This is a genomic window from Leptospira adleri (assembly GCF_002811985.1).
GTDB lineage: Bacteria > Spirochaetota > Leptospiria > Leptospirales > Leptospiraceae > Leptospira > Leptospira adleri.
In genome coordinates this window covers 1-21,918 of sequence record NZ_NPDU01000072.1, presented here as the reverse complement: position 1 = coordinate 21,918, position 21,918 = coordinate 1, and the positions used below count along the sequence as shown (strand labels likewise).

Here is a 21,918-nt window from a genome sequence, read left to right as displayed (position 1 = left end):
GGAACTAAAAAGTATGTTGACATGGAGAAATTAAAAGAGTTAAAAACTTTAAAGCTCATGGCTTGATCGTGTGAGGAGAGCTCTTCTCAAGTTCTCATTTGTGCGAAACTTTAAGGACACTATCCAACGTTCCCCATTCTTCCGGAAGAATTCGCGAGTTTACTTTTGTTAAAGAATTTCCTGGCTTTTGATATTTAATTGTAAGAGCTTTTCGATTAATTCTTCGATGATTTTTTAAACGGTTACCATATCGCCGTAATAAAAAGTCTATATTCTTACCAATATTTTTTCTTTCCGAATTCGGTAGTTTTCTCATTAAGTCTAATGGAATCAGGAGGCTACAGGTAATCTTGGGCCCTTTTAGTGAGGACTGAATCGGATTCTTATCTAATTTTTTATCTTCCCGCACATTTTATTCAGTTCCTTCTGCATTTCAAAAAGAGCAAAGTTTTGGTATTTTTTTTCAAATTGAATATTTTTTTAGAATTCTTCTTTTATGTATAATTTTCATTAAGAAAGGAGTTGAAGAGTTCCCACAATCTTTACTTTTATAGCAAAATTTCCTCTAATACTCTAAAATACCAACAAGAACCTTTCCAATTTTCAAGAAAACCGTTATGACCTCCAAAATCTTGAATCGAAATTCGAATGTTTCGATTTGGATGAAGAGAAAGAAAAGTTTCTCCACGAATAATTGGGTCGTCCTTCGAAGTAATGATCGTTGTCGGAGTGAGAATCTCGGAGAGTTCCCGCTCTCCCAAAGTATACGTTTCAAAATATTGATCGATATCCTGAAAGTCTTCAGAAGATTCAATTAGCTTCTCTGTCATCTTCATTACGGATCGTTCTTTAAGAATCTCTTTATAAGGAACAATTGTCGGAAAATGAACTTGTTTCTTTTCAATCGATTCTTTCCATTTCTTTAAGAAATAACGTCCAATAATTATTTTTTTATCCATCAAGAGGGTTGCATCTTTTGGATGAATAGCAGGAGAAATTGCAATACAGTGTTTTAGCTGATTTAATTTTTTTTTCGCATAAGAATGGACTCTCGCAATTCTTAGGGTAAAATTCCCTCCTAAAGAGAAACCTGTAATAAAAACCGGAATGTTTTTTTCCGCAAAAAATGTAGCCTTTCTTACTGCTTCGTAAGTTTCTTCGATCAGGCTTCCGTTAAATGGAGCTGCATTGAGATGGTGAGTATTTCCATGATCTCTATAATTGAGTCGAAAAATATCGTAGCCTTGTTCATAGAAATGTTGAGAAGTTCTCAGAATATAAGTTGAATTAATACTTCCTTCCCAACCATGAAGAAGAATCAAGAGCCCCTTTGGTTTTCTATTTTTTTGTTTGCTAAGAGAACCTTCTAATGTGACGCCTTTGCCTGCATCCAGAAGAAGGGTATGAGAATTATTTAAGAAAGGCATATCTTTTGGAAGATTCCAAGCCAAGGATGCCAGTGCTGTTTGAATAAACGGGTATTTTAAAATTCCTCTTGGGTTAAAGTTTGGTGTTTTTAAATTTGGTAGCATTACGAACATTAGTTATTCTTGAATGATTCAGAAAAGTCTTTTTAGATCATAAAACTTTATTATTTATTTTAAAAGAATTTTTAAGGAATTATAACTTGATTTCGAAATCCGAAATGAGAATAGAAAAGAACTGGTCTTTAGAGTTGTCGTAAAAAAAATATACGAAGTGCGTATAATTCTTAAACCGGAGTTCTTGAACAAAGTGGAGAATCATCTTGAGTCTTTGTCTTCTTTTCGAATTCATTCTAAAATTGGATTTCTATTTCTTATTTTTTTTCTCTTTTTTTCTTGCAAGAGTTTGGTTTTTGACGAGGTAAGAGGCGGTGATTTCAGCAAATCGTTGGACGGAGTAAAGAAAGACGTAGAGATTATAGATTCTTCTTCCTGTAAGCCGGTGCTCAAACAGACGCAGTGGTATTTTCTTTTCGGTTCCTTTCCGATCAATCGTGTGAACTCTTCAGAGATTCTTCCTGATTTGAATCAGAACTATAGAGTAACGATCAAAACGTCTTGGATGGACGGGGCTCTAAGTATCATTCTTGGAATTGCGGCGTCGATCACTCGGAAGACGATAGAAGTCGAAAGTTGCTCTCGGAGAGAGAATTCTTCGATCCAGAATCTTCCGGTTCAGGTCGAAAGAGTGGAAACTAAGCCGGAGCATTCAAAGTGGAAAGAAGAATTCGTAAAAGAAAATGAAAAACAATGGAAAGATGAATTTCAAGAGCGTTTCTTTTCGGAAAAAGGGGAAGAGGTCGATTCTCTCTGGAAAAAAGAAATGAGAAATTCTAAAAATCTCTCCATTCTCTTTTTAAAATCCGGTGAGATTATAAAAGGAAAGGTTACCCGAATTGATGGAGAAGGGGTAAAGTTGTTCTTTAAGGGCCAGGAGAAAACATTTAAGCGAACGGATGTCCTGAAGGTCCGTTTTCAAGATTGAGGAAGATCCGATTTTATGTTTAATTTCCGTATTCTAACTTTCCGAATTCTTTTTTCTCTCTTTTCCCTTACGTATTTTTCTTGTTATCTAAATCCTTATTTTAGAGATCTTGTTTCTCCTGAAGAAGAAAAAGATTCTCCTCTGGCGTTCCTTTTGCTTTTTGCGGGAACTCCTCTTGTTCGAGGGGATGTCATTTTTTTCCCTCAGACTGGCCTTACTTGGATGCGCTGTACCCTTGGTCAGACTTTTGATTCTTCCACAAATACTTGCTCTACCATTTCGCTTGCCCCTATTTATTGTTCTTCTTTAGACAACCAGTGTAATGGGAATCTTTTGGGTGGAGTTCTCTCTTCCGGTCCGGCGTTTGACGCTTGTGCGGGGTTTAGTTCTTCTAATATTTCTGCTAAATGGAGAGTTCCCACACATTTGGAGTTGAAATCGACTGTTTCTTGTTCGAACGGAACGGATTTAAAAAATTCTAATGATACTCAAACATGCGGAACTGGTTCTAATGTCCCGACGATTCGTACGGAATGGTTCCCGGGAGTTCCTACGAATGATCCTATTGAATTTTGGTCCAGTAGTAGTGATCCTTCCAATGCGTCTTTTGCTTGGAAAGTGAACTTTAGCACTGGGGCAACCAATCGCACCGCTGGAAAAAACTCTTCCGGTTACCTCCGTTGCGTCACAGGACCCCCTTAAAAGGGCGTTTTTGCGGGAACTCCCCCATTTTCAGAGAAAATCACTGATCCTTGAGTGTCTTTTTCCTTGACAGGAAACAAATAAATCAAAAAATGTTTCCAATATGGAAACATCGAATACTGTAACTGTTTCCAGGGTAAAAGTGCAGGACCTTGGAAAAGTGAAGAGTTCCCGCAAAAGTCTCCTCAGAGTTTTCCTTTTGTTCAGCCTTTTCTCCCTCACCTTAACTCCAGTATTATCTTCCGTAAAAACGAAGTTGCAATCGAAACCATTCGTTAACCGCGAAAAAACTTCTCTTACGCAGTATATTCGAAAAATCAAATATTCTAAAATACAAAAGATTCTCCGGTTAAAACAATACGCTCTTGCTCAAACGATAAAGAAAGAGATGTACGAAACAAACGACGGAAGACGAGTTTCAAAAGTATAATCGATTTAGCGGAGTTCGTCACTGAATGTCCGGTTTGTTAAAATGACGCTTTAAGAACTTATAAACTACCCAAAGGAGTTCTGTTCTATGAATTTTGCCTCTCTCTCCATAAAGAGACCTATCTTTATCACCTGCACCGTCCTGCTCATTCTTGTGGCAGGATATCTTTCCTTGAACAAGTTGGGAGTGGACTTATTTCCAAACATCACGATTCCGGTAGTAACGGTAACCGTTCCTTATCCGGGAGCCGCGCCCAACGAAATTGAAACTCTCATCGCAAAACCGGTGGAAGACGAATTGTCGACGATTTCGGGAGTTAAAAGAGTCAAGTCCATCTGTAACGAAGGAGTAGGAACCGTTGTCGTCGAATTCACTCTTGAAACAGACGTTAAATACGCTGAACAACAAGTTCGAGATAAGGTCTCCAGCGTAAAGCCGAAACTCCCCGACGACGCAAAGGAACCTGTGATTCGTAGGATCGATCCTGCGGATCAGCCGATTCTTATCATTGCGCTAAGAGCCGATCTTCCGGAAGCGGAACTCTATGATATCGCAAACGAAGAGATAAAACAAATTCTTCTAACAACCAAAGACGTCGGAAACGTAAACATCTACGGAGGAAGAAAAAGGGAGATTCACGTAGAACTGGATCGTCAGAAACTAAAAGAACACATGATTCCCGCGTCAGTCGTTTCCAACCGTCTTGCGTCCGGAGGAATGAATATCCCTGCGGGAAAAGTAAGTAAGACCGATAAGGAGCTCGTTTACAGAACGATCAATGAATTCCATTCTCCTCAAGAAATCAGAGACACTCCGATATCGCTTTTTGGGAACGAGGTTCCGATCAGAATCGGCCAGCTCGGAGAAGTGAAAGATACGGTTGAAGATGAAACCTCCCGCGCATACTTTAACGGTAAGCAGGCGGTCTTTCTACTCGTCTATAAACAATCCGGTTCTAACACAGTTGCGGTAGCGCAGGCTGTAAAAAAGAGAGTTTCCGAAATCAACGTGGATCTCGCGAAACGAAACGGATCGCCCGAGCTTAGGACCGCAAACGATTCTTCCATAACAATCGATAACAATATCTACGACGTAAAGGAGACGATCATCATCGGGATCATTCTTACGATCATTGTCGTATTATTATTTTTAGGAAGTGTCCGTTCCACGTTAATCACCGGTTTGGCTTTACCGAACTCGCTCCTCGGCGCTTTTATTCTTATGGCGATCGCGGGATTTACGGTCAACATCATGACTCTTCTTGCGTTGAGCCTCGCGGTCGGTCTTCTCATCGACGATGCAATCGTAGTCAGAGAAAATATTTTCAGACATAGGGAGATGGGAAAAACGGCGAGAGAAGCGTCTATCGAAGGAACCAAAGAGGTGACCCTCGCCGTGGTCGCGACGACCATGACCGTCATCGCGGTTTTTATGCCGATCGCATTCATCAGCGGAGTTGTCGGACAGTTTTTGAGAGAATTCGGTCTCACCGTTTGTTTTGCGCTTCTCATTTCTCTCTATGACGCCTTGACGATCGCTCCCATGTTGTCTGCGTATTTCGGCGGAAAGATTGGCAATCACGGACATTCTTCCTCGCCTTCCCATTCGATTCCCGATTCGAACTCTCACGTGGAAAAAGGAAAGAAAAAAGGAAAAGCGAGCGTTGCCGTCACCACTCTCGAAGAGATCGCCTATTCTAAGATTCGATCGCAGAATAATATTAGCAAAGGATGGAACGTAAGAATTTTCTCTCCTGTTTTAAACGTTCTCGGAAAACTGGAAACCGGACTCGATTCTATTTTAAGTATCTTTAATGTGTTTCAGTCCTGGTTGGAGGATCGATACGCTTCCGTTCTGAGATTCACTCTGAAAAGACCCGTCTTAATTCTTTCCGGCGCCGTTTTAATATTCATCGTCAGCTTAGGGCTCACTAAATTTATTCCCAAGACGTTTCTTCCCGCGCAGGACGAAGGAAAATTCTCAGTAACTCTAGATATGCCTCCGGGGACTTCGGTCGCAAAGATGGCGCAGGTCGCGCAAGAAGTGGATCAGAAAATCCGTTCTTATAAGGAGATTAAACTCGTCGCGATGTTCAATACCAATCGGAACACGAATATGTTCGTGGAGATGGTTCCTTCCAAACAACGGAAGATGAACACGACTCAGTTCAAAGAATTTCTTAGAAAAGAATTGAGCGTCTTCTCTTATGCGAATCCGATCGTCAAAGACATCGACAACGTCGGCGGAGGACAAAGGCCTTTTACTCTGATCGTAAGCGGACAGAGAGGGGAAGTAGTCGAGGATTATGCGAAGAAACTTTTTGCGCGTCTTCAAAAATCTCCCGCACTTCTCGACGTGGATACGAGTTATCGCGCGGGCGCTCCCGAGTTCAGAGTGATTCCGAATCGCCAGATGGAAGTCCTCCTCGGAGTTCCGGGCACGGTGATCGGAACCGAGCTACGAACTCTCGTCGAAGGAACGACTCCCGCGGTTTACAGAGAGAACGGAGTGGAATACGATATACGCGTTCGTTTGAAGGAAGGCCAGAGAGATCTCAAAGAAAATTTTTACAGTTCCTTCGTGCCTAACTTTAACAATCGACTGATTCCGATTCAAAACGTCGCGAAGGCCGAAGAGACGACCGGACTCGCTACGATCAACCGTCTCAATCGTAACAAGTCCGTTGAAATTTACGCCGACGTAAATCCGCAAGGCCCCGGGATGGGAGGAGCGATGGAAGAGGTAGCGAAGATAACGCAGACCGAACTTCCTCTTCCTGCGGGAGTTAAGATCGGTTATACGGGGCAGGCTGAAAGTTTTAAAGAGATGGGGACTTCCATGGCGATCGCTATGGGCCTCGGCGTTCTTTTTATCTATATGGTTCTCGCTTCCCTGTATGAAAGTTTTATCACTCCGATTGCGATCATGCTCGTATTACCGCTCGCACTTTGCGGGGCGTTCATCGCGCTTTTTATGACTCAGAAGTCTCTTGATATTTTTTCCATGATCGGGTTGATCATGTTGATCGGGGTTGCGACGAAGAATTCGATTCTTCTTGTGGACTTTACCAATCAGCTTTTGCAAAGGGGAATGGATATGAAAGAAGCGATCATCGAAGCGGGAAGGGAAAGGTTGCGTCCGATTCTTATGACCTCGTTCGCGTTAGTCGCCGGGATGCTTCCGATCGCGATCGGACTCAACGAAGCGTCCCGTCAAAGAACGAGTATGGGAGTTGCGATCATCGGCGGATTGATTTCTTCCACGATTCTTACTTTGGTCGTGGTTCCAGCGGCGTTCTCTTACATTGAGAAGCTGAATCAATTCGTAAGAAGGAATTCTCCGAACCCGGACGTATAAGATCGAAGACTGAGAATTCGGGATGTCGTATTAACAAACGGTATCGGCTCTCGAATTCTCGGTCGAACTTTTGAAAGTTTAGAATATAAAAAAGAGTTTCAAATTGTGGAAGTTAGGAACAATGAGTGCGATGGAGCAGGATGAAGTAAAACTCCGAATTATGGAAAAGGCTCTTGAGCTTTTTCTAAAATACGGTTATGCGAAGACGAAGATGGAGGAAATCGCGAGAATTCTCAAAATTTCCAGAAAGACTCTGTACAAGCACTTCGAAAATAAAAATCATCTCCTTTTTGAAATTCTCAGCGCCAAACACAAAAGAATGAGCAAGAAGATTATGGAGATCAGCGAGGACGAATCTCTTTCCGTTCACGAAAAGGTAAAGGCTATCAACGAGTTCAAGGTAAGCCAGTTCCCGGCGGGCGCGAACGAATTTATTTTGGAGATCCGGGATCAGGCCCCCGATCACTACGCATACATCAGAGAAGTAAGAACCGAGGCGATTTCAAAATCCATTCAAACCCTGATCAGACAAGGAATCGAAAGAGGTGAAATTCGAAGCGATGTAAACACAACGATCTTCGCGGCTCTGATCAACTCTGCGATCGAAATAACCGCGACTCCGGAACTTCTTCTCAATTCTCCTTATTCTATGGTTCAGTTGCAGCACGAAATCCATCATATTCTTTTTTATGGAATCATGAATCCCGTTTCGGAACCGGCTAAGATCGCCAAGTGAGAACCGGAAAAGGTTTATGTAAGAGCTTTCATCTTTTTCCATTCCGCTTGAATTTCTTCCAGACTCAGTTCTCCTCTTCCCGATTCTTCAGAGATCTTTTTTAGGATCGGCTGTAATTTCCCGGCGTCTTCGAGGGTGATCTCTTCTCCCGCGTCTCTTAAGATACAAAAGACCGCGCTCCTTCCCGACTGACTCGTAAATTCGATTCTATCACCTTCGGGTCTTCCGATCAGACCGGCGTCGAACGCGCGATAGGCGCCTTTCTGAAGATGTCTGGTTTTTGCGACTCCGTCCTGATGAATTCCGGATCTGTGAGAGATGACGTCCTCTCCGACCAACGGAGCTTTTTCATAGATGGGAACGTCCGAAAGATAGGAAACCAAACGTGAAGTTTCATAAATCGCCGAAAAGTTCAGAGGAACGTCGACTCCGCAGTTGTGAAGCGCGATCGCGACCTCGTATGTGTTCGTGTTGCCGGCTCTTTCGCCTAACCCGTTTAAGGCGGTCTCCAGTTGAACCGCTCCCGAAAAATACGATTCCACAGTGGTCGCAGTCGCCATTCCCAGATCGTTGTGAGTGTGGATGGAAATTCTCGCGTCTTCCGGCAACGCGTTAGTCACCGCTTTGACCATGGAGACAAAAAGCCAAGGGCGATAACGTTCCACCGTGTTCGGAAGATTGACGACGTCGGCTCCGAAGTTCAAGGCGGTGCGAAACGCCTCCACGGCGAAATCCAGATTCTCCAAAGAATCTCCGAAGTGTTCCCCCGAAAATTGAACCTCTCCTCGGGAACCCGCGAGGCTTCTCGCGTAAGCGACCGATTCCGAAATTCTTTCCAAAACTTTTTCCGGAGTGGTTTTTAAAACGTTTTCGATCGTAAACGCGGAGATCGGATAAACGATATGAATCCTCGGTTTGGGAGCGTTTTGAATCGCCTTCCAAGAAATTTCGATCTCTTTTTCCACGGCTCTGGAAAGAGAAGAGATCACGACGTTATCCGGAGCGATGGAAGAAAGATAACTGCAGGCTTCGAATTCCTGATCGTTCGAGGAAGCAAAACCGACTTCGATGCCTTGAACACCGAGTTTCAAAAGTTGACGAAAGATCGTTTCCTTTTGATCGAGATTCCACGGTTTGCGAAGCGCTTGGTTTCCGTCTCTAAGAGTTACGTCCATAAAGAAGGGCGGATGTTTCGGAAGAGGGTTTTGTAAAATTTCGGAAAAGGATTGGATCTCCTTTTTGTTTCCGAAAGAGGTTACGTCTCTGGCCGAATCGACGGTTTCCGATTTCGAGTTTTGGTTCATTGTTTTCTCCTTTTGCCGGCCGGATCCAGGAGTGGGTTTCCGCGAAAGAATTCTCCGGAAACAAAAAAGCCCACTCCAGGAGGAGCAGGCTCGTGTATTTTTTTACAACTCTACCGGCTCCCCCTAACTAAGGAGGAGAAGAAGCTCAAGGCTATTGAGACCCGGTAGAAGATTACGAAACATATATAAACTTAAGACTCCGGAGGACTCAAAAAAATACAAGAATTTTTTAAACCGAACTCGCGCTTTTCATTTTAGGATAAGAATCAGGATCAACCGTTATGCGTCGATTCGCCGGAAGAATCGAGTTTTTTGAGAAGAGTCCAGATTCCTTCCGACTCGATATTTTTTTCTTCGATCAGGTTTTTGAGTTCGGAAATATCTTTTTTCATAGGCTCCGGAATCGAAAGTTTCTCGAGTTCCCGGAAGAAGGTTCTCGCTTGTGCGAGCTGATCCGATTTCAGATAACAAAATGAAATCGCGTATAACGAAACGACGTCCTTTCGATCGGATTCGGGAGTGGAAAGATATAAATCCAAAGCCTTTTTGAAGTTGCCGGTTCCGGTGTAGAGAGAAGCCAGATTCTTCTTGGCGTTTACGTTGTTTTCGTCGATCTCGAGAGCCTTCGTGAATTGAATCTCGGCCTTCGGTTTATCTTTTTTTTTCGCGTACAAAACTCCGAGTCCGACTCTCGCAGATACAAACGAATCGTCGAGGGAGATCGCTTTGATAAAACGCTCCTCTGCGGGTTCGAGTTCGTTCAGATGAGAATGGCACATCGCGAGATGATAATTTCCGATCGGGTCTTCGGGGTTTTCCGAAAGATACAGAACGAGGGCCTCTTTGGCGCCGGAGAGATTTCCCTTTTTAACGAATTCTAATGCTTGTTGCAGTTTCATTTTTTCAATTTGAATCGCTGACGGATCCATTCTCACCCGAAGAATTCTGAGGTAAATCTTTTTGAGAAACGGTTTTTCAAAACTTTTCGAATCCAGAGCGGAAAAGTTTCGATTTGTGGAATTATTTTTGAACATGTTCAAAAATAATTCTTGACGAGGAGGAAATCTCGCGTTAGTTTCGATTCAGTTTTTTAAAAGGTAGAATGTATGGAATCATCGAAGAACATGTTCTTTGCTCGACGCGCTTTGGGTTTTTGGACCCTGGGATTTGTAGTAATCTCACTCCTTTTCTTTTTGATATCCGCTCCTTTTTTCGCTTTGAACGGAGTTTACGGAGTGGCTTTGTTTATCGCGATTCCTTTTTCGATCGGAATTCTCATCGCGTTTGCGCGCGCCTTTCACAGCAAGGCGACGTTCGGCGACATTCTTTCGATCACGGTGTTTCCCGTTGTCATTCTTCTTTTGGGTTTTCTTTTTATCGGAAAGGAGGGTTTTATCTGTATTCTGATGGCGCTTCCGATCGCGATCGTTCCTCTTCTCGTCGGCGCTTGGATCGGTTATAAAATTCAAAATAGAATTTGGTCCAAATATCTCGTGGTGTTGATCGTTCTTTTTTGCAATATTTCGGCTCACGTTTTTGATTGGAGCGATTCTTCGCCGCGGACAAACGAGGTAAGAACTTCGATCGTAGTCGGTTCTCCCGCGCAAAAAGTCTGGAGAAGGATCACTTCTCCTTTTGTATTCGGAGAAGCGGAGAATTTTTTCTTTCGCAACGGAGTTTCTTATCCGATCTCCATGGAAGTCGTTCGAAGGGACGGAGTTCTTTTTTTGAACTGTCTGTATACGAACGGTTCCACCTCCGCGGTCCTGAAAGAGTTTATCGAAAACAAAACGATGAAGTTCGAGTTTCCTTCTCCTCAGGTGACGATGAAAGAAACTTCTTTTTACGGAAAAGTGGAGCCGAAACATATCCGCGGAAAAATCTGGGCTTCGTTCGGTGAATTTCGTTTGGTTCCGGTTTCGGAAAACGAAGTGAAGATCGTAGCGACGACGAGATACGTCAACGGCTTGGGTCCAAAATTTTACTGGAAGTTATGGTCGGATTATCTGATCGACGAGATGCACGAGCACGTTTTGCAAAAGATCAAAGCCGATCTGGAAAGCGCGGGAAAGGAATTCAGATAAGGACATCGTCATGAGATTTTCAAATCGGATCCGTTTTCAGAAAAGATTTTTCGATCGTTTTTCGTCGAGTTATCATCTTATAAATTTTCTTTCGTTCGGTTTGGCGACGCTTACGAGAAGGCGTTCTCTCACGACCTTAAAGATTGAAGAGGGCGAAACGATTTGCGATTTGATGTGCGGCGACGGAAGTAATATCGGGATGATTCGAAAGAAATTCAACAAGAGCAGAATTTTCGGAGTCGACATTTCGGAGGGAATGATTCGGAGAGCGAGATTTCGTTTCGGAGAAGACAACGTCACTTTTTTGACCGAGAACGCTCTTTCTTCTTCCATCTCGTCTTCTTCCTGCGACGCGGTCAGTTGTACGTTCGGATTGAAGACCTTATCTTTCGAAGAAAGAAAGATTCTTTTTTCGGAAGTGTATCGGATTCTCAAACCCTCGGGCGCTTTCGTATTTACGGAATTGTCCAGGCCGAAGTTCGGTTTAATCTATCTCTTGTGGAATTTTTACTTCGGATTTTTGCTTCCTCTTTTGGGTAGATTCTTTCTGCTTCCGTTCGTTGGAAAAAAATATCTTTCTCATTCGATCGATTCTTTCGAAAACATCACGAAGGACGAATCGAGTTTTCGTTCCGTTTTTTCTCAAGTCGATCTCTTTAGCTGGTATGGCGGTATCGTTACGGGCGCATGCGGAAGAAAATAGGACTTCTTTTCGGCGGACCGAATTCTTCTTTTGAAAGTTTTTTAGAAAGAATTTTCATTTTTCCTTTTAAGAGAAGCGCCTTTTTCATACAATACCCTGAAGAATTCATTCTAACTAATGAGAAGGGGGAAGATGATATGTCTTACATGGCGGTTGGATCCAGGCAGATTTTGTTTTCAGATTCGATTGCTCCGGTTTCCACCGGTTCCTCTTCCAGAGAGATCGTGGCGACTCAGGACAATCAGACAAGAAGTCCCGATTCCGAAGTGGTTCCTCCGGGTTCTCCTCCTCCGTCGATCGGGAAGAATGTAGACGTTTATGCCTAAAGCGGAAGTGTTATGACCCATCTTTTATTTTCACTCGTCCTGATGTCTCTCGTTGTGGAATTTGTGTTTCCGCTGATCCATCCGGATTTTCACGTCGTCGGCGGTTGGATCAATTCGATCATCGTAGTCGTCGCGTTTGTTCTGATCAATGCGTTCTTAAGATTGATTCTGATCATAATGACTCTCGGGATCGGAATCGTATTTTATTATCTGAGTCTCGGGTTGATCGGGTTGATCATCAACGCATGGGTGATTCTGATCATCGGAGATTGGTTTCCCGGAACGCTTTCGGTCCCCGGATTTTGGTCCGCGTTCTTAGGAGGAATTCTTCTCGTCCTTGCGAACTACGTGGGGAAGACCGAATCCAAGGAAAGAAAAAAGGAAAAACAAAAAGGTTAGAATCGAACCGCTCTGAAATAATCCTTCAGTATTGAATCCAGTTGTTCGTAAGAATGGTATCCTCTTGTGAGGATGCCGCTTTCCGCTCCGTCCGAAAACACCAAACTTGGAAACGCGCTGACCCCCAGTGAAAACCCGAAATAAAAATCGTTTTGGGTTTCCGTCTCCGTATCCTTGTCTTCAAAAACCGATTGAAATTCTTTTTTCGAAATTCCGAACGTTTCCGCGAGTTCGAGAAAGGTTTCCGAAGAATTGGGATCTTGATTCTCTTGAAAAAAATTTTTGGAAAGTGTATGCAAATATTGGAATGCGATTTCGGGATTTATCTTTTGTGCGCTGATCACCGCTTTGCAAGCCGGAAAAGAATCGTAATATACGTTTTTTCGTTCTAGGATTCCGAGTTCAAAAGGTTGTTTGGTTAGCGCTTCCGCGTCTTTCCATTCGTGTTTTAAAATTCTTGCAAGTTCCGGAGTTAGAGTTTCCGAACTTTCGCCGAATCGAAGTCCCCCGAGGACGAGTGAAAATCGAATCTTATCTTTGTATTCTTCCCGGATTTTTTCGAGGACCGGACCGAAACCGTAAGACCAGGGGCAGAGCGGGTCGGTTACGTAGAGGATCGAATGTTGGAGAGAATCGTTTTGGCTCATGGGAGTTCCCTCAATGCTTTGTTTTCCAAAAGATGAGTTTGGTTCTGCCGAAGACCATCTCTTTTTGAAGGAGTTCCTACTTTCCGGGGAACACAGAAAAGCGGATTTTCTGCGGAGTTCCCGCAAAATTCGCGTTTCACTGAAATTTCCGAGGCCCAGGAAGGGCTCTGTCGAAGGAGTTCCTACTTTTCAAAGAAAGATTTCCCCGAATCCAACGGGTTTCCGAGTTGAAGGGGCAGTATTCATTCTTCCAACAAACTAAAACACGACGCAAAAACGTTTGCAATCGGACTTGAAGTCCGAATGAAAGAGAATCGCGAAAATACAACTTCGATCTTCGGATTTTTAAGGAGAAGAACTTCGGAATTCTTCCTTTCGATTTGTACAATAAAAAAGGCGGGAGACCCGCCTTTTTTATTGTCATTCTTGTTTAAGAATTTTCAAATTTCATTCGGGTGTTTTATGTAATACACTGATAACCACAGTGTCCCGAAGAGAACCCCCGCATAAGCTAAGACCGCAGTGACAATGTCAATGACCGGAAGAAGTGTCGCAATCGGCGAGATTTTATCTGCTGTCATCCGGGTTGCTTCCCCCAAAATCAAAAACAAACCTCCCAAGCCGATCAGGTGATATCTCCCCATCGCTTCTTTTGTCACCCGAGCAAAACGGGCAAAAACAGGAACTGCCAACAACGCAAGCGCAAAGATCGTGATTGCATTCATGGTGAACCCTCCTTATTTCATCTAGTTAGACTCGAAGAGGTTTCCAACATTTACAGAAAGGTTCACAAAAATTATTTTATTCGATATATTATATAATGCTTGTTCAACTTAACCTCTAACGACTTCGGATTAAAAAATATTCTCCAAAGAGCGTATGACGTTTTTGATTCTTATGCGGTTAAGAATGGAAATAAATGATTTCCTTTGTTTATAGGGAACTTTCCTTTTCGGACCTCGCTTGATCTCGGCGAACAAAGTTCGGTTTGAAAGTCTTTGGCAAAGGAGAATAACGTTCTTTTTTTAAGAAGGCGGATGAATCACTGAAAATTTTACGGAAACAAAATTGTATTATAAAAACAGAATGTTTCTAGAAGAACGATTTCTTCCGCGGGGAGACGATTCGAAGTTTACTCCGATTTTGTCGGTTTATTGGCGAGTTGCCGCAAAATTAGCTATTTACCGGAATTTCCGAAATTGTACGAGGATCTTTTTCGAAGGAATTCCAACGTTTTATTTAGGAGCTATGTCGATTTAATTCTAAAAAAACTTTCCAAAATGTTTTTCCGCGCCTAATAAAAACGGCCCGGACGCGGATTCCTAAATCGTTGAAAAAAATTGAACAAAGACTTAAGGTTTGTTTTGCCTGTTTTTTTATTTTCGATCGATCACAAGAAGGGTGACGTCGTCGTCGAACTTGCGGCGGTTACAGTAGTCCACAGAGTCTTCGACGATCTGAACGGATGCTTCCTTCACGTTTTTCGAAATGGATTTTCGGATCGAGAGGGAAACCAATTCTTCGCTGTATCTCTTCGATCTGTCTTCGGAAGAATGTTCGGAAAGTCCGTCCGTATAAAGAACGAGTCGATCTCCCGTGCGAAAGGCGGTCGAATTCTCCTCGAAAAAAAGATCGGGGATCACTCCGATGAGTTTTCCCTTTGTTTCCAGGGGAATCATCGTATCGGTTGCATTCTGCAAAAGTAAGGGGTGATTGTGTCCGGCGTTGGAAAATAGAATCGTATTTTTTTCCGTATCGATCACGCAGTAAAAGGCGGTTACGAAGTTTCCCGCCATCTTGTTGTTGAGAGCGTGATTGAGTCCCGTAAAAAATCGGGAAGGACTGGAGAGGGTTTCCTTATCGTAAGTCGAGATGATCGTGTTCATCACGGCGGCGATCACAGAAGCGGAAAGTCCGTGACCGGAAACGTCCGCGATGAGAAAGCCCGTTCTTTCCGAGTCCAGCTTAAAGATACTGTAAAAATCCCCGCCTACGTTCGAGTAAGGAATGTGCTGCGCGCCGACTTCCAAACCTTTGATATAAGGAATCGCGGTCGGGATCACCTTCGACATCACTTCTCTCGCTCTCTGCAATTCCCGATCGGAATCCACGACTCGATGAAATAGATCCGCGTTTTTAATCGTGACGGAAAGCCGGTTCGCGATCGCTCCCAACATATCGAGGTCGTTGTTGTGAAATGCAAAACCGGAGTTCTTACTGTTTACGCTGATGACGCCGAGAAGTTCGTCTCTGTAAATCAGAGGAGAAGAAATCAAAGAGTTCGCTTCGAACTTGTACTTTGCGTCCTGATTGTAACGTTTGTCTTCTTCCAGATTTTGGATCAGAAGATTTTTTCTTTCTTGCGCGACCCAGCCCGCGATCCCTTCGCCGAAAGGAACGACGATAGAATGAACCGCCTCCTTCGGAATTCCTTTTGCTGCGAGAATTCTCAGGGTTTTACTTTTGTGGTCCGCGAGATAGATCGTTCCCGTTCTTGCTTCTAAGAATTCCAGGATTTTTTCCAAGACCCAGTTCCCGAGTTCGTGGATGCTTTTTTCGGAAACGATGAGCTTTTCAAATTCGTAAAGAAGGGAAAGTTCTAAGATTCTTTTTTTGAGATTGTCGTGGATTTTTGCGTTTTGGATCGCGATCGCAGCCACTTCCGATAAGGAGGAAAGATAATTCAGATCGGAAGAATCGAAAGAGCGTTCCTTTGTTTTATTCAGGATTTCCAGAGTTCCGATGATTTTATCCTCAACGAAAAGAGGAACGCAGACTAACGAACGCGTTCTATAACCGGTTTTTTTATCCCAGTCCTGATTGAATCTCGGATCGGAATATGCGTCTTCCAGGATGATCGCCTTTTTTTCTTTTGCGACCCAGCCTGCGATTCCCTGGCCGATATCGAGACGTCCGTATTTTTGAATGATTTCGCCTTTTTCTCCGAGGGCGACTTCGCAATATAAAAATTCTCCCGTTTCATCCAAGAGAAAGAGGGAACTCGCCTCGGCTTCCAAGAGATCCTTGGAATAGAGCATGATCAAAGGTAAGAGCTGATAAAGATCCAAATTCGCATTTAAGATCGTACTCGTATTGAGAATACTCTTCAGTTTTTTAAATTCTAAATCAGCGTAAGTCATAGATATTTCTGTCAATGCTACAGGAAATGGAAGGTTCGTCAAGGGTTTGGAAATATCCCGCAGACTGAAAAACTATAATTCGCTTACCGATAAACGACCTCGACGCTTGACGTTCTATTTCCGTTTAAAAAAAGGGATTTCGCTTTAGAAATTTCAAAACGCGGAAATTCCGGGGAAAGTATTTTCCGAACGGAAGAAACTTCGACGATTTGAAACGGTCTCATTAGAGTAATGGAAAATCAGATATCTCGTTTCCTCATATTTCTTTCCGTCTTTACCCTGATCATAGCGTTGGGTTATACTTATACGGGCTTTCGTTTGATTCCCGGGCTCGGAGCTCAGGGTTGGGTTTCCTGGCTTGCGTGGGGTCTGATTCTTCTCTTCACCTTGAGTATTCCCGTGAGTTACTATATAAGCCTTACATCCAACGAGGAAAGAATTCAGACGGCTTTTTCTTATCTCGCCTTCACGGGGCTCGGTTTTTTTACGATCCTTTTCAGTCTTGTGGTATTGAAGGACATAACCACGGCTTCGTTTCACGGTGTTAGCAGTTTTTTTCCCGAAGCGACGGGAGATGGAAACGAAGGAGTTTCGGAACTGATTCAGAGAAGGGAATTTTTGAATCAGATTCTAAGTTTTTCGGTTTTGGGACTCGCGGGAGGGTTGACCGGGATCGGGTTTTATCAGGCTCATAAAAAGTTGAAGGTGATTTCCGTGGATGTATTGGAGAAGAATCTTCATTCTTCCTTGGAAGGTTTTAAGATCGTGCAGATCTCCGACATTCATATCGGGCCGACGATCAAAAAGGAATTTTTGGAATCCGTCGTAAAAGCGGTAAACGAATTGGAACCGGATCTCATCGCGATCACGGGCGATCTCGTGGACGGACCGGTGAGCAAACTCGGACATCATATCACTCCGTTAGCCGATCTTAAATCCAAACACGGAACTTTTTTTGTGACCGGAAATCATGAATACTATTCCGGCGCGCTTTCCTGGATTCGTGAATTGAAAGGTCACGGAATTCAAGTTTTGTTAAACGAACACAAAATCCTGAAACACGGAAACGCCAATCTGACTCTTGCGGGTGTGACCGATCTCAAAGCGGGAACGATCATCGAGGAACATACGACGGATCCTCACAAGGCGATGAGGGGAGGGGAGAATGGGGATTACAAAATTCTTCTGGCGCATCAACCCAACAGCATTTTTGAAAGTACGAAAGCGGGTTTCGATCTACAGCTCTCCGGTCATACGCACGGAGGTCAGTATTTTCCCGGAAATCTTCTGATCTATCTCGCGCAGAAATTTGTCGCGGGACTTCACAGACACGAATCCACTTGGATTTATGTAAGCCGCGGAACCGGATATTGGGGACCGCCTCTTCGTTTGGGAGCTCCATCCGAAATCAGCGTCATTCAATTGAGAAAAGAATCTTAAGAATTCGGTTCCAACTCGAATGAGGATCTTTCGTAAAACTCGAAAAAGTAGGAACTTCTTCGATCTTACTCTGAGGGCGGACTTGAAGTCCGTTTTCAAGAAGTTTTTTGTCGGGACGGTTTGTCGGAACAAACGATTCCCCGAGAAAAACGAGGAGTTCCCGCAAAAAAGCCCGTTTTTTAGAAGATTCTAAAATGTAGGAACTCCCAAAAAAAGAAAAGACGGGAAAGGATTCTCTAAGAGCGCCTTTTCCGGGGCCATCGAAAAACCGATAAACTAAGAAAGGACTTAGGATGGAGGACAAACGATGGTCCTTTTCGGAACCAATCGAATCACGATCGCGATAGGAATGATTCTTCTGATTTTTTTTACCGTTTTCGACTGCGGAAAGAAAAACAAGGCAACCCCGAAGAAAGAAAATTCCAAGACGGCCTCGTCCAAAAAAAACGAACTCGAATTAGAGCCGGAGCTGAAGGAAAGAAAATACTTTCAGGAAGACGCGCTCGGTCAGCCCAAAAAATATTCGGAACCCGAAGAACGTTCGGAAGAACCCGAGCGATACGAACCCAAAAGAAAAGAAAAAAAATCGGCCTCGTCCTATCTCGGATCTTCGCAGGGATGCAAAGAAGGGGACTGCAAAAACGGAACCGGAATCTACGTCTACGGATCCGGAGAAGTATATTCCGGTTCGTTCAAAAATGATAAGCGACATGGAAACGGAAACATCGTCTACAAGGACGGGGACAGGTTCAGCGGAAATTTTCAAAACGATAAGAAGTCCGGAATCGGAACCTATAAATTCGCGAGCGGCGCAGTCTTTAGCGGAAGGTTTTACGAAGACGGGGAAAGCGCCGAAGGTTTTTTAACCGTGGGAAAAAAGAAAAGAGAATGTTCCATCATCCGAAATCAGATGAATTGCAGAAAATAATTTTGGCGTTTCCTCGCGCGATCCGATTTTGATAAAAGCGCTCGGACCGGGCTCTCCACTCCAGTCAAAAAATTGAAAAGCGAAATTTTAAGAGAAGAGAAAACCCGAAAAGCAATTTTTTGACTCCGTGTCGATCCACTAACGCGAGAAGATCGGACGAACCCGAACAGTTGACAAAAAAAGATCGACTTCGATTTCGACTAACGTTCATTTTCTAAAAATAAAACTCATCCTTACGGCGTGTTCCAAAGCCTTATTTTATTTTCTCGGGAAGATCAAGCTTCAAGGTTCTGTCCCGGTTTCGGAACGGTTCTAATTAACCATGAGAGTTGAATCGAACGTTCGAACATTGCGGATTCTTTTAGAGAAAGAAAAAGTCTCTGCTTCGAAAAAAATCGTAAAATCGAATTTTCTTACCCGGAAAATATTTTCGATACAATCCGGATCGTTTTAAAATGGAAGCAGGTTTTATATTCCAAAGGCTGGTTCAAAAACCGGAAATGTAGGAACTCACACATTCATAGAAAATCTGAAGAAGTCCGAAATTTTACGAAAAGAACCCGATCTCGCTTCTCGCTAAGTTTGCGGGGAACTCGCAGATCCTCAATTTATGAGGAGACTTTTACTTTTTTTTCCGAGTTTGCGCGTTCCGAATCGAAAAAAGAAAATCCTGGAATCAATTTCCTTGTTTTCTAAGTTCCGTCACCTGATCAAAGCCGATTCCCCAGTTGTCCGTCTCCACCTCATCGATGATGACGAAAGTAGTCTTAGGATTTTTGCCGAGGACGTCCTTCAAAAGTTGGGTCGCGCCCGCGATCAGTTGCGCCTTTTGTTCCTTGGTCGTTCCTTCCTTTGTGATCCGAATGTTGACATAGGGCATAAGTGCCTCCTCCGGGGTTGTTTTTTATAAAAGGGAATCGGTTCTTAGACTGTGGTTTTCCCTTCAAGGAAGAAGATAATTCACGGCGCCGGCTTCGATAAAAAAACGAGGGACCGAGACTAAAATGATAAGCGAAATCAAAATTAGAACAAAGTAATACTTTAAATTCTTCCGCCAAGATTCGGCATCCGATCGAAAGATTAAAAGCCAGAGAAAGATCCAAGAAGGGTAGAAGAGATGAACGAATACTCTCGTTGTATCGTATGTAAAAAAAGTAACAAGAAGAGAAATTCCGAAAGGAATCAAAATCAAAAGCTTCTTTCGATACAACCTCTCCAAAAAAAAGACGAGATTTCCAAAGAAGAAAGAAAAAAGAGCCAGGTGGGGAACCGTCGTGTTGATCTCGATCCATTTCGAAAAAGATTCGTTTTTGATCGTAGAAAAACGGGAATCCTCAAAAGGAATTCCCTTGAGAGAAAAAAGGAGCAAAGAAAGAATCCTTGCGAAGAGCAACGTCCCGAGGACTAACCCGATGGTGCGGACTTCGATCTTTTTTTCCGAGATGCACTGAATTAAAACCAACATACAAACGATGATGCTGAACTGATAGAAATGATTCCAAGCGCCTAACAAGAGAACAACGAACAAGGCTCCGAACCAGAGCCGATTCTTAGGCACTCGATCCAGAAGGATCAAAGTCGAAGCCGAAAAAAAATAGGTAAGATGATCCGAAAATCCGATCCAAACCTTCTGAATCAAAATGAGAGGTGAAAGTAAAACAAAAAGTCCGATAAACGCGCCCGCAAGCCAACCGAACTCAAAGGCAAAAGTAAAAACCAGCAGAAGCGTCGCCGCGATTTGTATATCGTTGCAAAGCCTGGCAAACTGCGCCGGGGTCAAATCTGCATTCAGTTTGAATAACAGATATGGAAACAAAAACGAATCGGACTGATGCTTCGGTGAAAGATCGGATTTCGAAAGCCAGTAAAACCCCGTGTTGTAAACCCTTGCTTCCTCTTTGGACTGATACAAATAAGACGCGCCTTCTCTTAAAACAAAGTAGAAGACGATGACAAGGAGCAAACACGGGAGGATTTTTTTCACGATAGGGAATGTGTAGAGGAGATTGGTCGGGGTGTCAAGGAATTGGGGGGGAGCGGGCGGTTCCTCGCTTCCGCTCGGACCGGGCTCTTTCGCTTCTGTAATGTTATTGGATATTTTTCAAAAAGAGGTTCGTTTTTCTTTGCATTCGATAACTTGACCCAGCCTCGATCCTTATCGCTTTTTTGTTAGATAAAAGATCCGTTGAGTTCAACGAGTGGAGTGGGGACTGCAAGATTGTAGGTTTTAATTTTCTATGCTTCGTTCCATTTTTAATACCTTACTGATTTTGCATCTCTTAGCGTTTTCGGCTAACTCTGCTTTCGCGGTTTCTTTCATTATATATATTACTCGTTTCTTCATTGCAAGGCCAACTTCAATGCCATTTGCTGATAATAACTTTAGCTTGTTCAGAGATATTTTGCCATTCGGGATCATCTAAGATTTCTCTATCCGTTTCTTTTTCCACGTAACTATTTAAGCGATTTCTTAACTTAGAGAGTTCTAAAATTATATCCGAAGAAATTCCAGATTCAGAGGCAAGATGATCGATAAATCTATCAAAGCCGTAATCATCAAAAAGAGTGCAAATTACTTCATTGTAAGAAGATACGAGGTCTGTATTATTATTTTCATTTAACCATAATTTCCTCTGCATATCTAGATCAGATATTTCAATTATTAAGTCATATATATTCTTGCTTATCAAATCCATAAAATTTAAAATTTAGGCATTTTGCTTAGATCAAATTGATTTAATGGTATATGAGCTTCTGTTAATTTACCGATAACGTCCTAAAATTTTCGCAGATTTAAGAATGAATGAGAAGGCTCTCCTTGCCGATTGAGTTTGTAGCGATCAAATTCAAAAAAAGGAGAACCCCCCAATGAGGGCAGAAGAAGAAAAAGCGCACCTGAAAGTAATCCAGGTGGATGAGACCCAGCTCAAGAAAGACTTGAGCGAACTCGTAAGAGGCTCAGTGGAAGAAACGCTGAACGCTCTCTTAGATGAGGAAGCGGATAAACTCTGCAAAGCCTCAAGGTATGAGAGAAACCCGGATCGAGTAGATACAAGAGCGGGTTCGTATAATAGAAACTTCGAAACAAAAGCCGGAAAAGTAAAGTTAAAAGTTCCGAAACTTAGAACAATTCCGTTTGAGTCGGCGATCATCGATCGATACAAACGAAGGGAGAGTTCGGTAGAAGAAGCTCTCATGGAGATGTATCTCGCTGGAGTTTCTGTTCGGAGAGTCGAGGATATCACCGAGAGCC

General features: G+C 43.1%; 22 protein-coding genes. 11 read left to right on the top strand and 11 right to left on the bottom strand.

What is annotated here, in order from left to right; all coding sequences use genetic code 11:
• Nucleotides 1–94: 94 nt before the first annotated feature.
• Together CH376_RS24905 and CH376_RS19705 are read right to left on the bottom strand one after the other, a co-directional pair.
• Nucleotides 95–409 carry a DUF1564 family protein gene (locus CH376_RS24905; RefSeq protein ID WP_100787713.1) on the bottom strand — a complete coding sequence of 105 codons (315 nt, stop codon included), beginning with the start codon at nt 407–409 and terminating at the stop codon, nt 95–97.
• 139 nt (nt 410–548) lie between these two features.
• Entirely contained in the window at nt 549–1,532 is a 984-nt protein-coding gene (locus tag CH376_RS19705) for a YheT family hydrolase (protein ID WP_207767215.1), read from the bottom strand.
• 202 nt (nt 1,533–1,734) lie between these two features.
• Here CH376_RS19705 and CH376_RS19700 point away from each other — a divergent pair, with 202 nt between their 5' ends.
• The 4 genes from CH376_RS19700 to CH376_RS19680 all read left to right on the top strand — a co-directional run bounded on the left by CH376_RS19700 (nt 1,735) and on the right by CH376_RS19680 (nt 7,694).
• Entirely contained in the window at nt 1,735–2,469 is a 735-nt protein-coding gene (locus tag CH376_RS19700; protein ID WP_165781835.1) for an LIC_13076 family protein, read from the top strand.
• 15 nt (nt 2,470–2,484) lie between these two features.
• Nucleotides 2,485–3,171, top strand: coding sequence for an Lcl C-terminal domain-containing protein (locus tag CH376_RS19695; protein ID WP_100787710.1), 687 nt, complete (start codon nt 2,485–2,487; stop codon nt 3,169–3,171).
• A 517-nt stretch (nt 3,172–3,688) separates the two neighbouring features.
• A complete protein-coding gene (locus tag CH376_RS19685; protein ID WP_100787708.1) occupies nt 3,689–6,958 on the top strand; it encodes an efflux RND transporter permease subunit in 3,270 nt (1,089 codons plus the stop codon).
• Between the two features lie 121 nt (nt 6,959–7,079).
• Nucleotides 7,080–7,694, top strand: coding sequence for a TetR/AcrR family transcriptional regulator (locus CH376_RS19680; RefSeq protein WP_100787707.1), 615 nt, complete (start codon nt 7,080–7,082; stop codon nt 7,692–7,694).
• Nucleotides 7,695–7,708: 14 nt separating this feature from the next.
• On the opposite strand, the gene leuA2 is transcribed toward CH376_RS19680, so the two are convergent.
• Together leuA2 and CH376_RS19670 are read right to left on the bottom strand one after the other, a co-directional pair.
• Nucleotides 7,709–8,998: a 2-isopropylmalate synthase LeuA2 gene (gene leuA2, locus CH376_RS19675; protein WP_100787706.1), complete on the bottom strand. Its 1,290-nt coding sequence runs from the start codon at nt 8,996–8,998 to the stop codon at nt 7,709–7,711.
• Nucleotides 8,999–9,270: 272 nt separating this feature from the next.
• Nucleotides 9,271–9,897, bottom strand: a complete 627-nt coding sequence (locus CH376_RS19670) for a tetratricopeptide repeat protein (RefSeq protein WP_100787716.1) — start codon at nt 9,895–9,897, stop codon at nt 9,271–9,273.
• 207 nt (nt 9,898–10,104) lie between these two features.
• Between CH376_RS19670 and CH376_RS19665 the strand changes: the two genes are divergently transcribed.
• The 4 genes from CH376_RS19665 (at nt 10,105) to CH376_RS19650 (ending at nt 12,510) form a co-directional block, all read left to right on the top strand.
• A complete protein-coding gene (locus CH376_RS19665) occupies nt 10,105–11,082 on the top strand; it encodes a hypothetical protein (RefSeq protein WP_100787705.1) in 978 nt (325 codons plus the stop codon).
• 10 nt (nt 11,083–11,092) lie between these two features.
• Nucleotides 11,093–11,785, top strand: coding sequence for a class I SAM-dependent methyltransferase (locus CH376_RS19660; protein WP_100787704.1), 693 nt, complete (start codon nt 11,093–11,095; stop codon nt 11,783–11,785).
• Between the two features lie 137 nt (nt 11,786–11,922).
• Nucleotides 11,923–12,111, top strand: a complete 189-nt coding sequence (locus CH376_RS19655) for a hypothetical protein (protein ID WP_100787715.1) — start codon at nt 11,923–11,925, stop codon at nt 12,109–12,111.
• A 12-nt stretch (nt 12,112–12,123) separates the two neighbouring features.
• A complete protein-coding gene (locus CH376_RS19650; RefSeq protein WP_100787703.1) occupies nt 12,124–12,510 on the top strand; it encodes a phage holin family protein in 387 nt (128 codons plus the stop codon).
• Here CH376_RS19650 and CH376_RS19645 read toward each other — a convergent pair.
• The 3 genes from CH376_RS19645 to CH376_RS19630 form a co-directional block, all read right to left on the bottom strand.
• Nucleotides 12,507–13,157, bottom strand: coding sequence for a DsbA family protein (locus CH376_RS19645; protein WP_100787702.1), 651 nt, complete (start codon nt 13,155–13,157; stop codon nt 12,507–12,509). The two genes, CH376_RS19650 and CH376_RS19645, sit on opposite strands and share 4 nt — an antisense overlap.
• A gap of 440 nt (nt 13,158–13,597) precedes the next feature.
• Nucleotides 13,598–13,882 (bottom strand): LIC10816 family protein, encoded by a 285-nt coding sequence (locus CH376_RS19635; protein WP_100787700.1) that lies wholly within the window; start codon nt 13,880–13,882, stop codon nt 13,598–13,600.
• A gap of 651 nt (nt 13,883–14,533) precedes the next feature.
• A complete protein-coding gene (locus tag CH376_RS19630; RefSeq protein ID WP_100787699.1) occupies nt 14,534–16,297 on the bottom strand; it encodes a GAF domain-containing SpoIIE family protein phosphatase in 1,764 nt (587 codons plus the stop codon).
• A gap of 231 nt (nt 16,298–16,528) precedes the next feature.
• Here CH376_RS19630 and CH376_RS19625 point away from each other — a divergent pair, with 231 nt between their 5' ends.
• Nucleotides 16,529–17,737: a metallophosphoesterase gene (locus CH376_RS19625; RefSeq protein ID WP_100787698.1), complete on the top strand. Its 1,209-nt coding sequence runs from the start codon at nt 16,529–16,531 to the stop codon at nt 17,735–17,737.
• Here the strand turns inward: CH376_RS19625 and CH376_RS19620 are convergent.
• Nucleotides 17,712–18,041 carry a hypothetical protein gene (locus CH376_RS19620; protein ID WP_100787697.1) on the bottom strand — a complete coding sequence of 110 codons (330 nt, stop codon included), beginning with the start codon at nt 18,039–18,041 and terminating at the stop codon, nt 17,712–17,714. The genes CH376_RS19625 and CH376_RS19620 overlap by 26 nt on opposite strands.
• Before the next feature lie 3 nt (nt 18,042–18,044).
• On the opposite strand from CH376_RS19620, the gene CH376_RS19615 reads away from it, so the two are divergent.
• Nucleotides 18,045–18,665 carry an MORN repeat-containing protein gene (locus CH376_RS19615; RefSeq protein WP_100787696.1) on the top strand — a complete coding sequence of 207 codons (621 nt, stop codon included), beginning with the start codon at nt 18,045–18,047 and terminating at the stop codon, nt 18,663–18,665.
• 676 nt (nt 18,666–19,341) lie between these two features.
• Here the strand turns inward: CH376_RS19615 and CH376_RS19610 are convergent.
• The 3 genes from CH376_RS19610 to CH376_RS24675 form a co-directional block, all read right to left on the bottom strand.
• Nucleotides 19,342–19,545: a 2-hydroxymuconate tautomerase family protein gene (locus CH376_RS19610; protein ID WP_100787695.1), complete on the bottom strand. Its 204-nt coding sequence runs from the start codon at nt 19,543–19,545 to the stop codon at nt 19,342–19,344.
• A 63-nt stretch (nt 19,546–19,608) separates the two neighbouring features.
• Nucleotides 19,609–20,628 (bottom strand): hypothetical protein, encoded by a 1,020-nt coding sequence (locus tag CH376_RS19605; RefSeq protein ID WP_100787694.1) that lies wholly within the window; start codon nt 20,626–20,628, stop codon nt 19,609–19,611.
• A 394-nt stretch (nt 20,629–21,022) separates the two neighbouring features.
• A complete protein-coding gene (locus CH376_RS24675) occupies nt 21,023–21,361 on the bottom strand; it encodes a hypothetical protein (RefSeq protein WP_243398291.1) in 339 nt (112 codons plus the stop codon).
• A gap of 172 nt (nt 21,362–21,533) precedes the next feature.
• On the opposite strand from CH376_RS24675, the gene CH376_RS19595 reads away from it, so the two are divergent.
• On the top strand, nt 21,534–21,918 hold a 385-nt coding region (locus CH376_RS19595; RefSeq protein WP_207769131.1), incomplete at its 3' end, for a transposase.

What these genes read in the sequence shown, in the direction of transcription:
- CH376_RS19705 (WP_207767215.1), bottom strand. Translation starts at nt 1,532, where the DNA reads ATGCTACCAAATTTAAAAACACCAAACTTTAACCCAAGAGGAATTTTA.
- CH376_RS19695 (WP_100787710.1), top strand. Translation starts at nt 2,485, where the DNA reads ATGTTTAATTTCCGTATTCTAACTTTCCGAATTCTTTTTTCTCTCTTT.
- CH376_RS19685 (WP_100787708.1), top strand. Translation starts at nt 3,689, where the DNA reads ATGAATTTTGCCTCTCTCTCCATAAAGAGACCTATCTTTATCACCTGC.
- CH376_RS19680 (WP_100787707.1), top strand. Translation starts at nt 7,080, where the DNA reads ATGAGTGCGATGGAGCAGGATGAAGTAAAACTCCGAATTATGGAAAAG.
- leuA2 (WP_100787706.1), bottom strand. Translation starts at nt 8,998, where the DNA reads ATGAACCAAAACTCGAAATCGGAAACCGTCGATTCGGCCAGAGACGTA.
- CH376_RS19670 (WP_100787716.1), bottom strand. Translation starts at nt 9,897, where the DNA reads ATGAAACTGCAACAAGCATTAGAATTCGTTAAAAAGGGAAATCTCTCC.
- CH376_RS19665 (WP_100787705.1), top strand. Translation starts at nt 10,105, where the DNA reads ATGGAATCATCGAAGAACATGTTCTTTGCTCGACGCGCTTTGGGTTTT.
- CH376_RS19660 (WP_100787704.1), top strand. Translation starts at nt 11,093, where the DNA reads ATGAGATTTTCAAATCGGATCCGTTTTCAGAAAAGATTTTTCGATCGT.
- CH376_RS19655 (WP_100787715.1), top strand. Translation starts at nt 11,923, where the DNA reads ATGTCTTACATGGCGGTTGGATCCAGGCAGATTTTGTTTTCAGATTCG.
- CH376_RS19650 (WP_100787703.1), top strand. Translation starts at nt 12,124, where the DNA reads ATGACCCATCTTTTATTTTCACTCGTCCTGATGTCTCTCGTTGTGGAA.
- CH376_RS19645 (WP_100787702.1), bottom strand. Translation starts at nt 13,157, where the DNA reads ATGAGCCAAAACGATTCTCTCCAACATTCGATCCTCTACGTAACCGAC.
- CH376_RS19635 (WP_100787700.1), bottom strand. Translation starts at nt 13,882, where the DNA reads ATGAATGCAATCACGATCTTTGCGCTTGCGTTGTTGGCAGTTCCTGTT.
- CH376_RS19630 (WP_100787699.1), bottom strand. Translation starts at nt 16,297, where the DNA reads ATGACTTACGCTGATTTAGAATTTAAAAAACTGAAGAGTATTCTCAAT.
- CH376_RS19625 (WP_100787698.1), top strand. Translation starts at nt 16,529, where the DNA reads ATGGAAAATCAGATATCTCGTTTCCTCATATTTCTTTCCGTCTTTACC.
- CH376_RS19615 (WP_100787696.1), top strand. Translation starts at nt 18,045, where the DNA reads ATGGTCCTTTTCGGAACCAATCGAATCACGATCGCGATAGGAATGATT.
- CH376_RS19610 (WP_100787695.1), bottom strand. Translation starts at nt 19,545, where the DNA reads ATGCCCTATGTCAACATTCGGATCACAAAGGAAGGAACGACCAAGGAA.
- CH376_RS24675 (WP_243398291.1), bottom strand. Translation starts at nt 21,361, where the DNA reads ATGGATTTGATAAGCAAGAATATATATGACTTAATAATTGAAATATCT.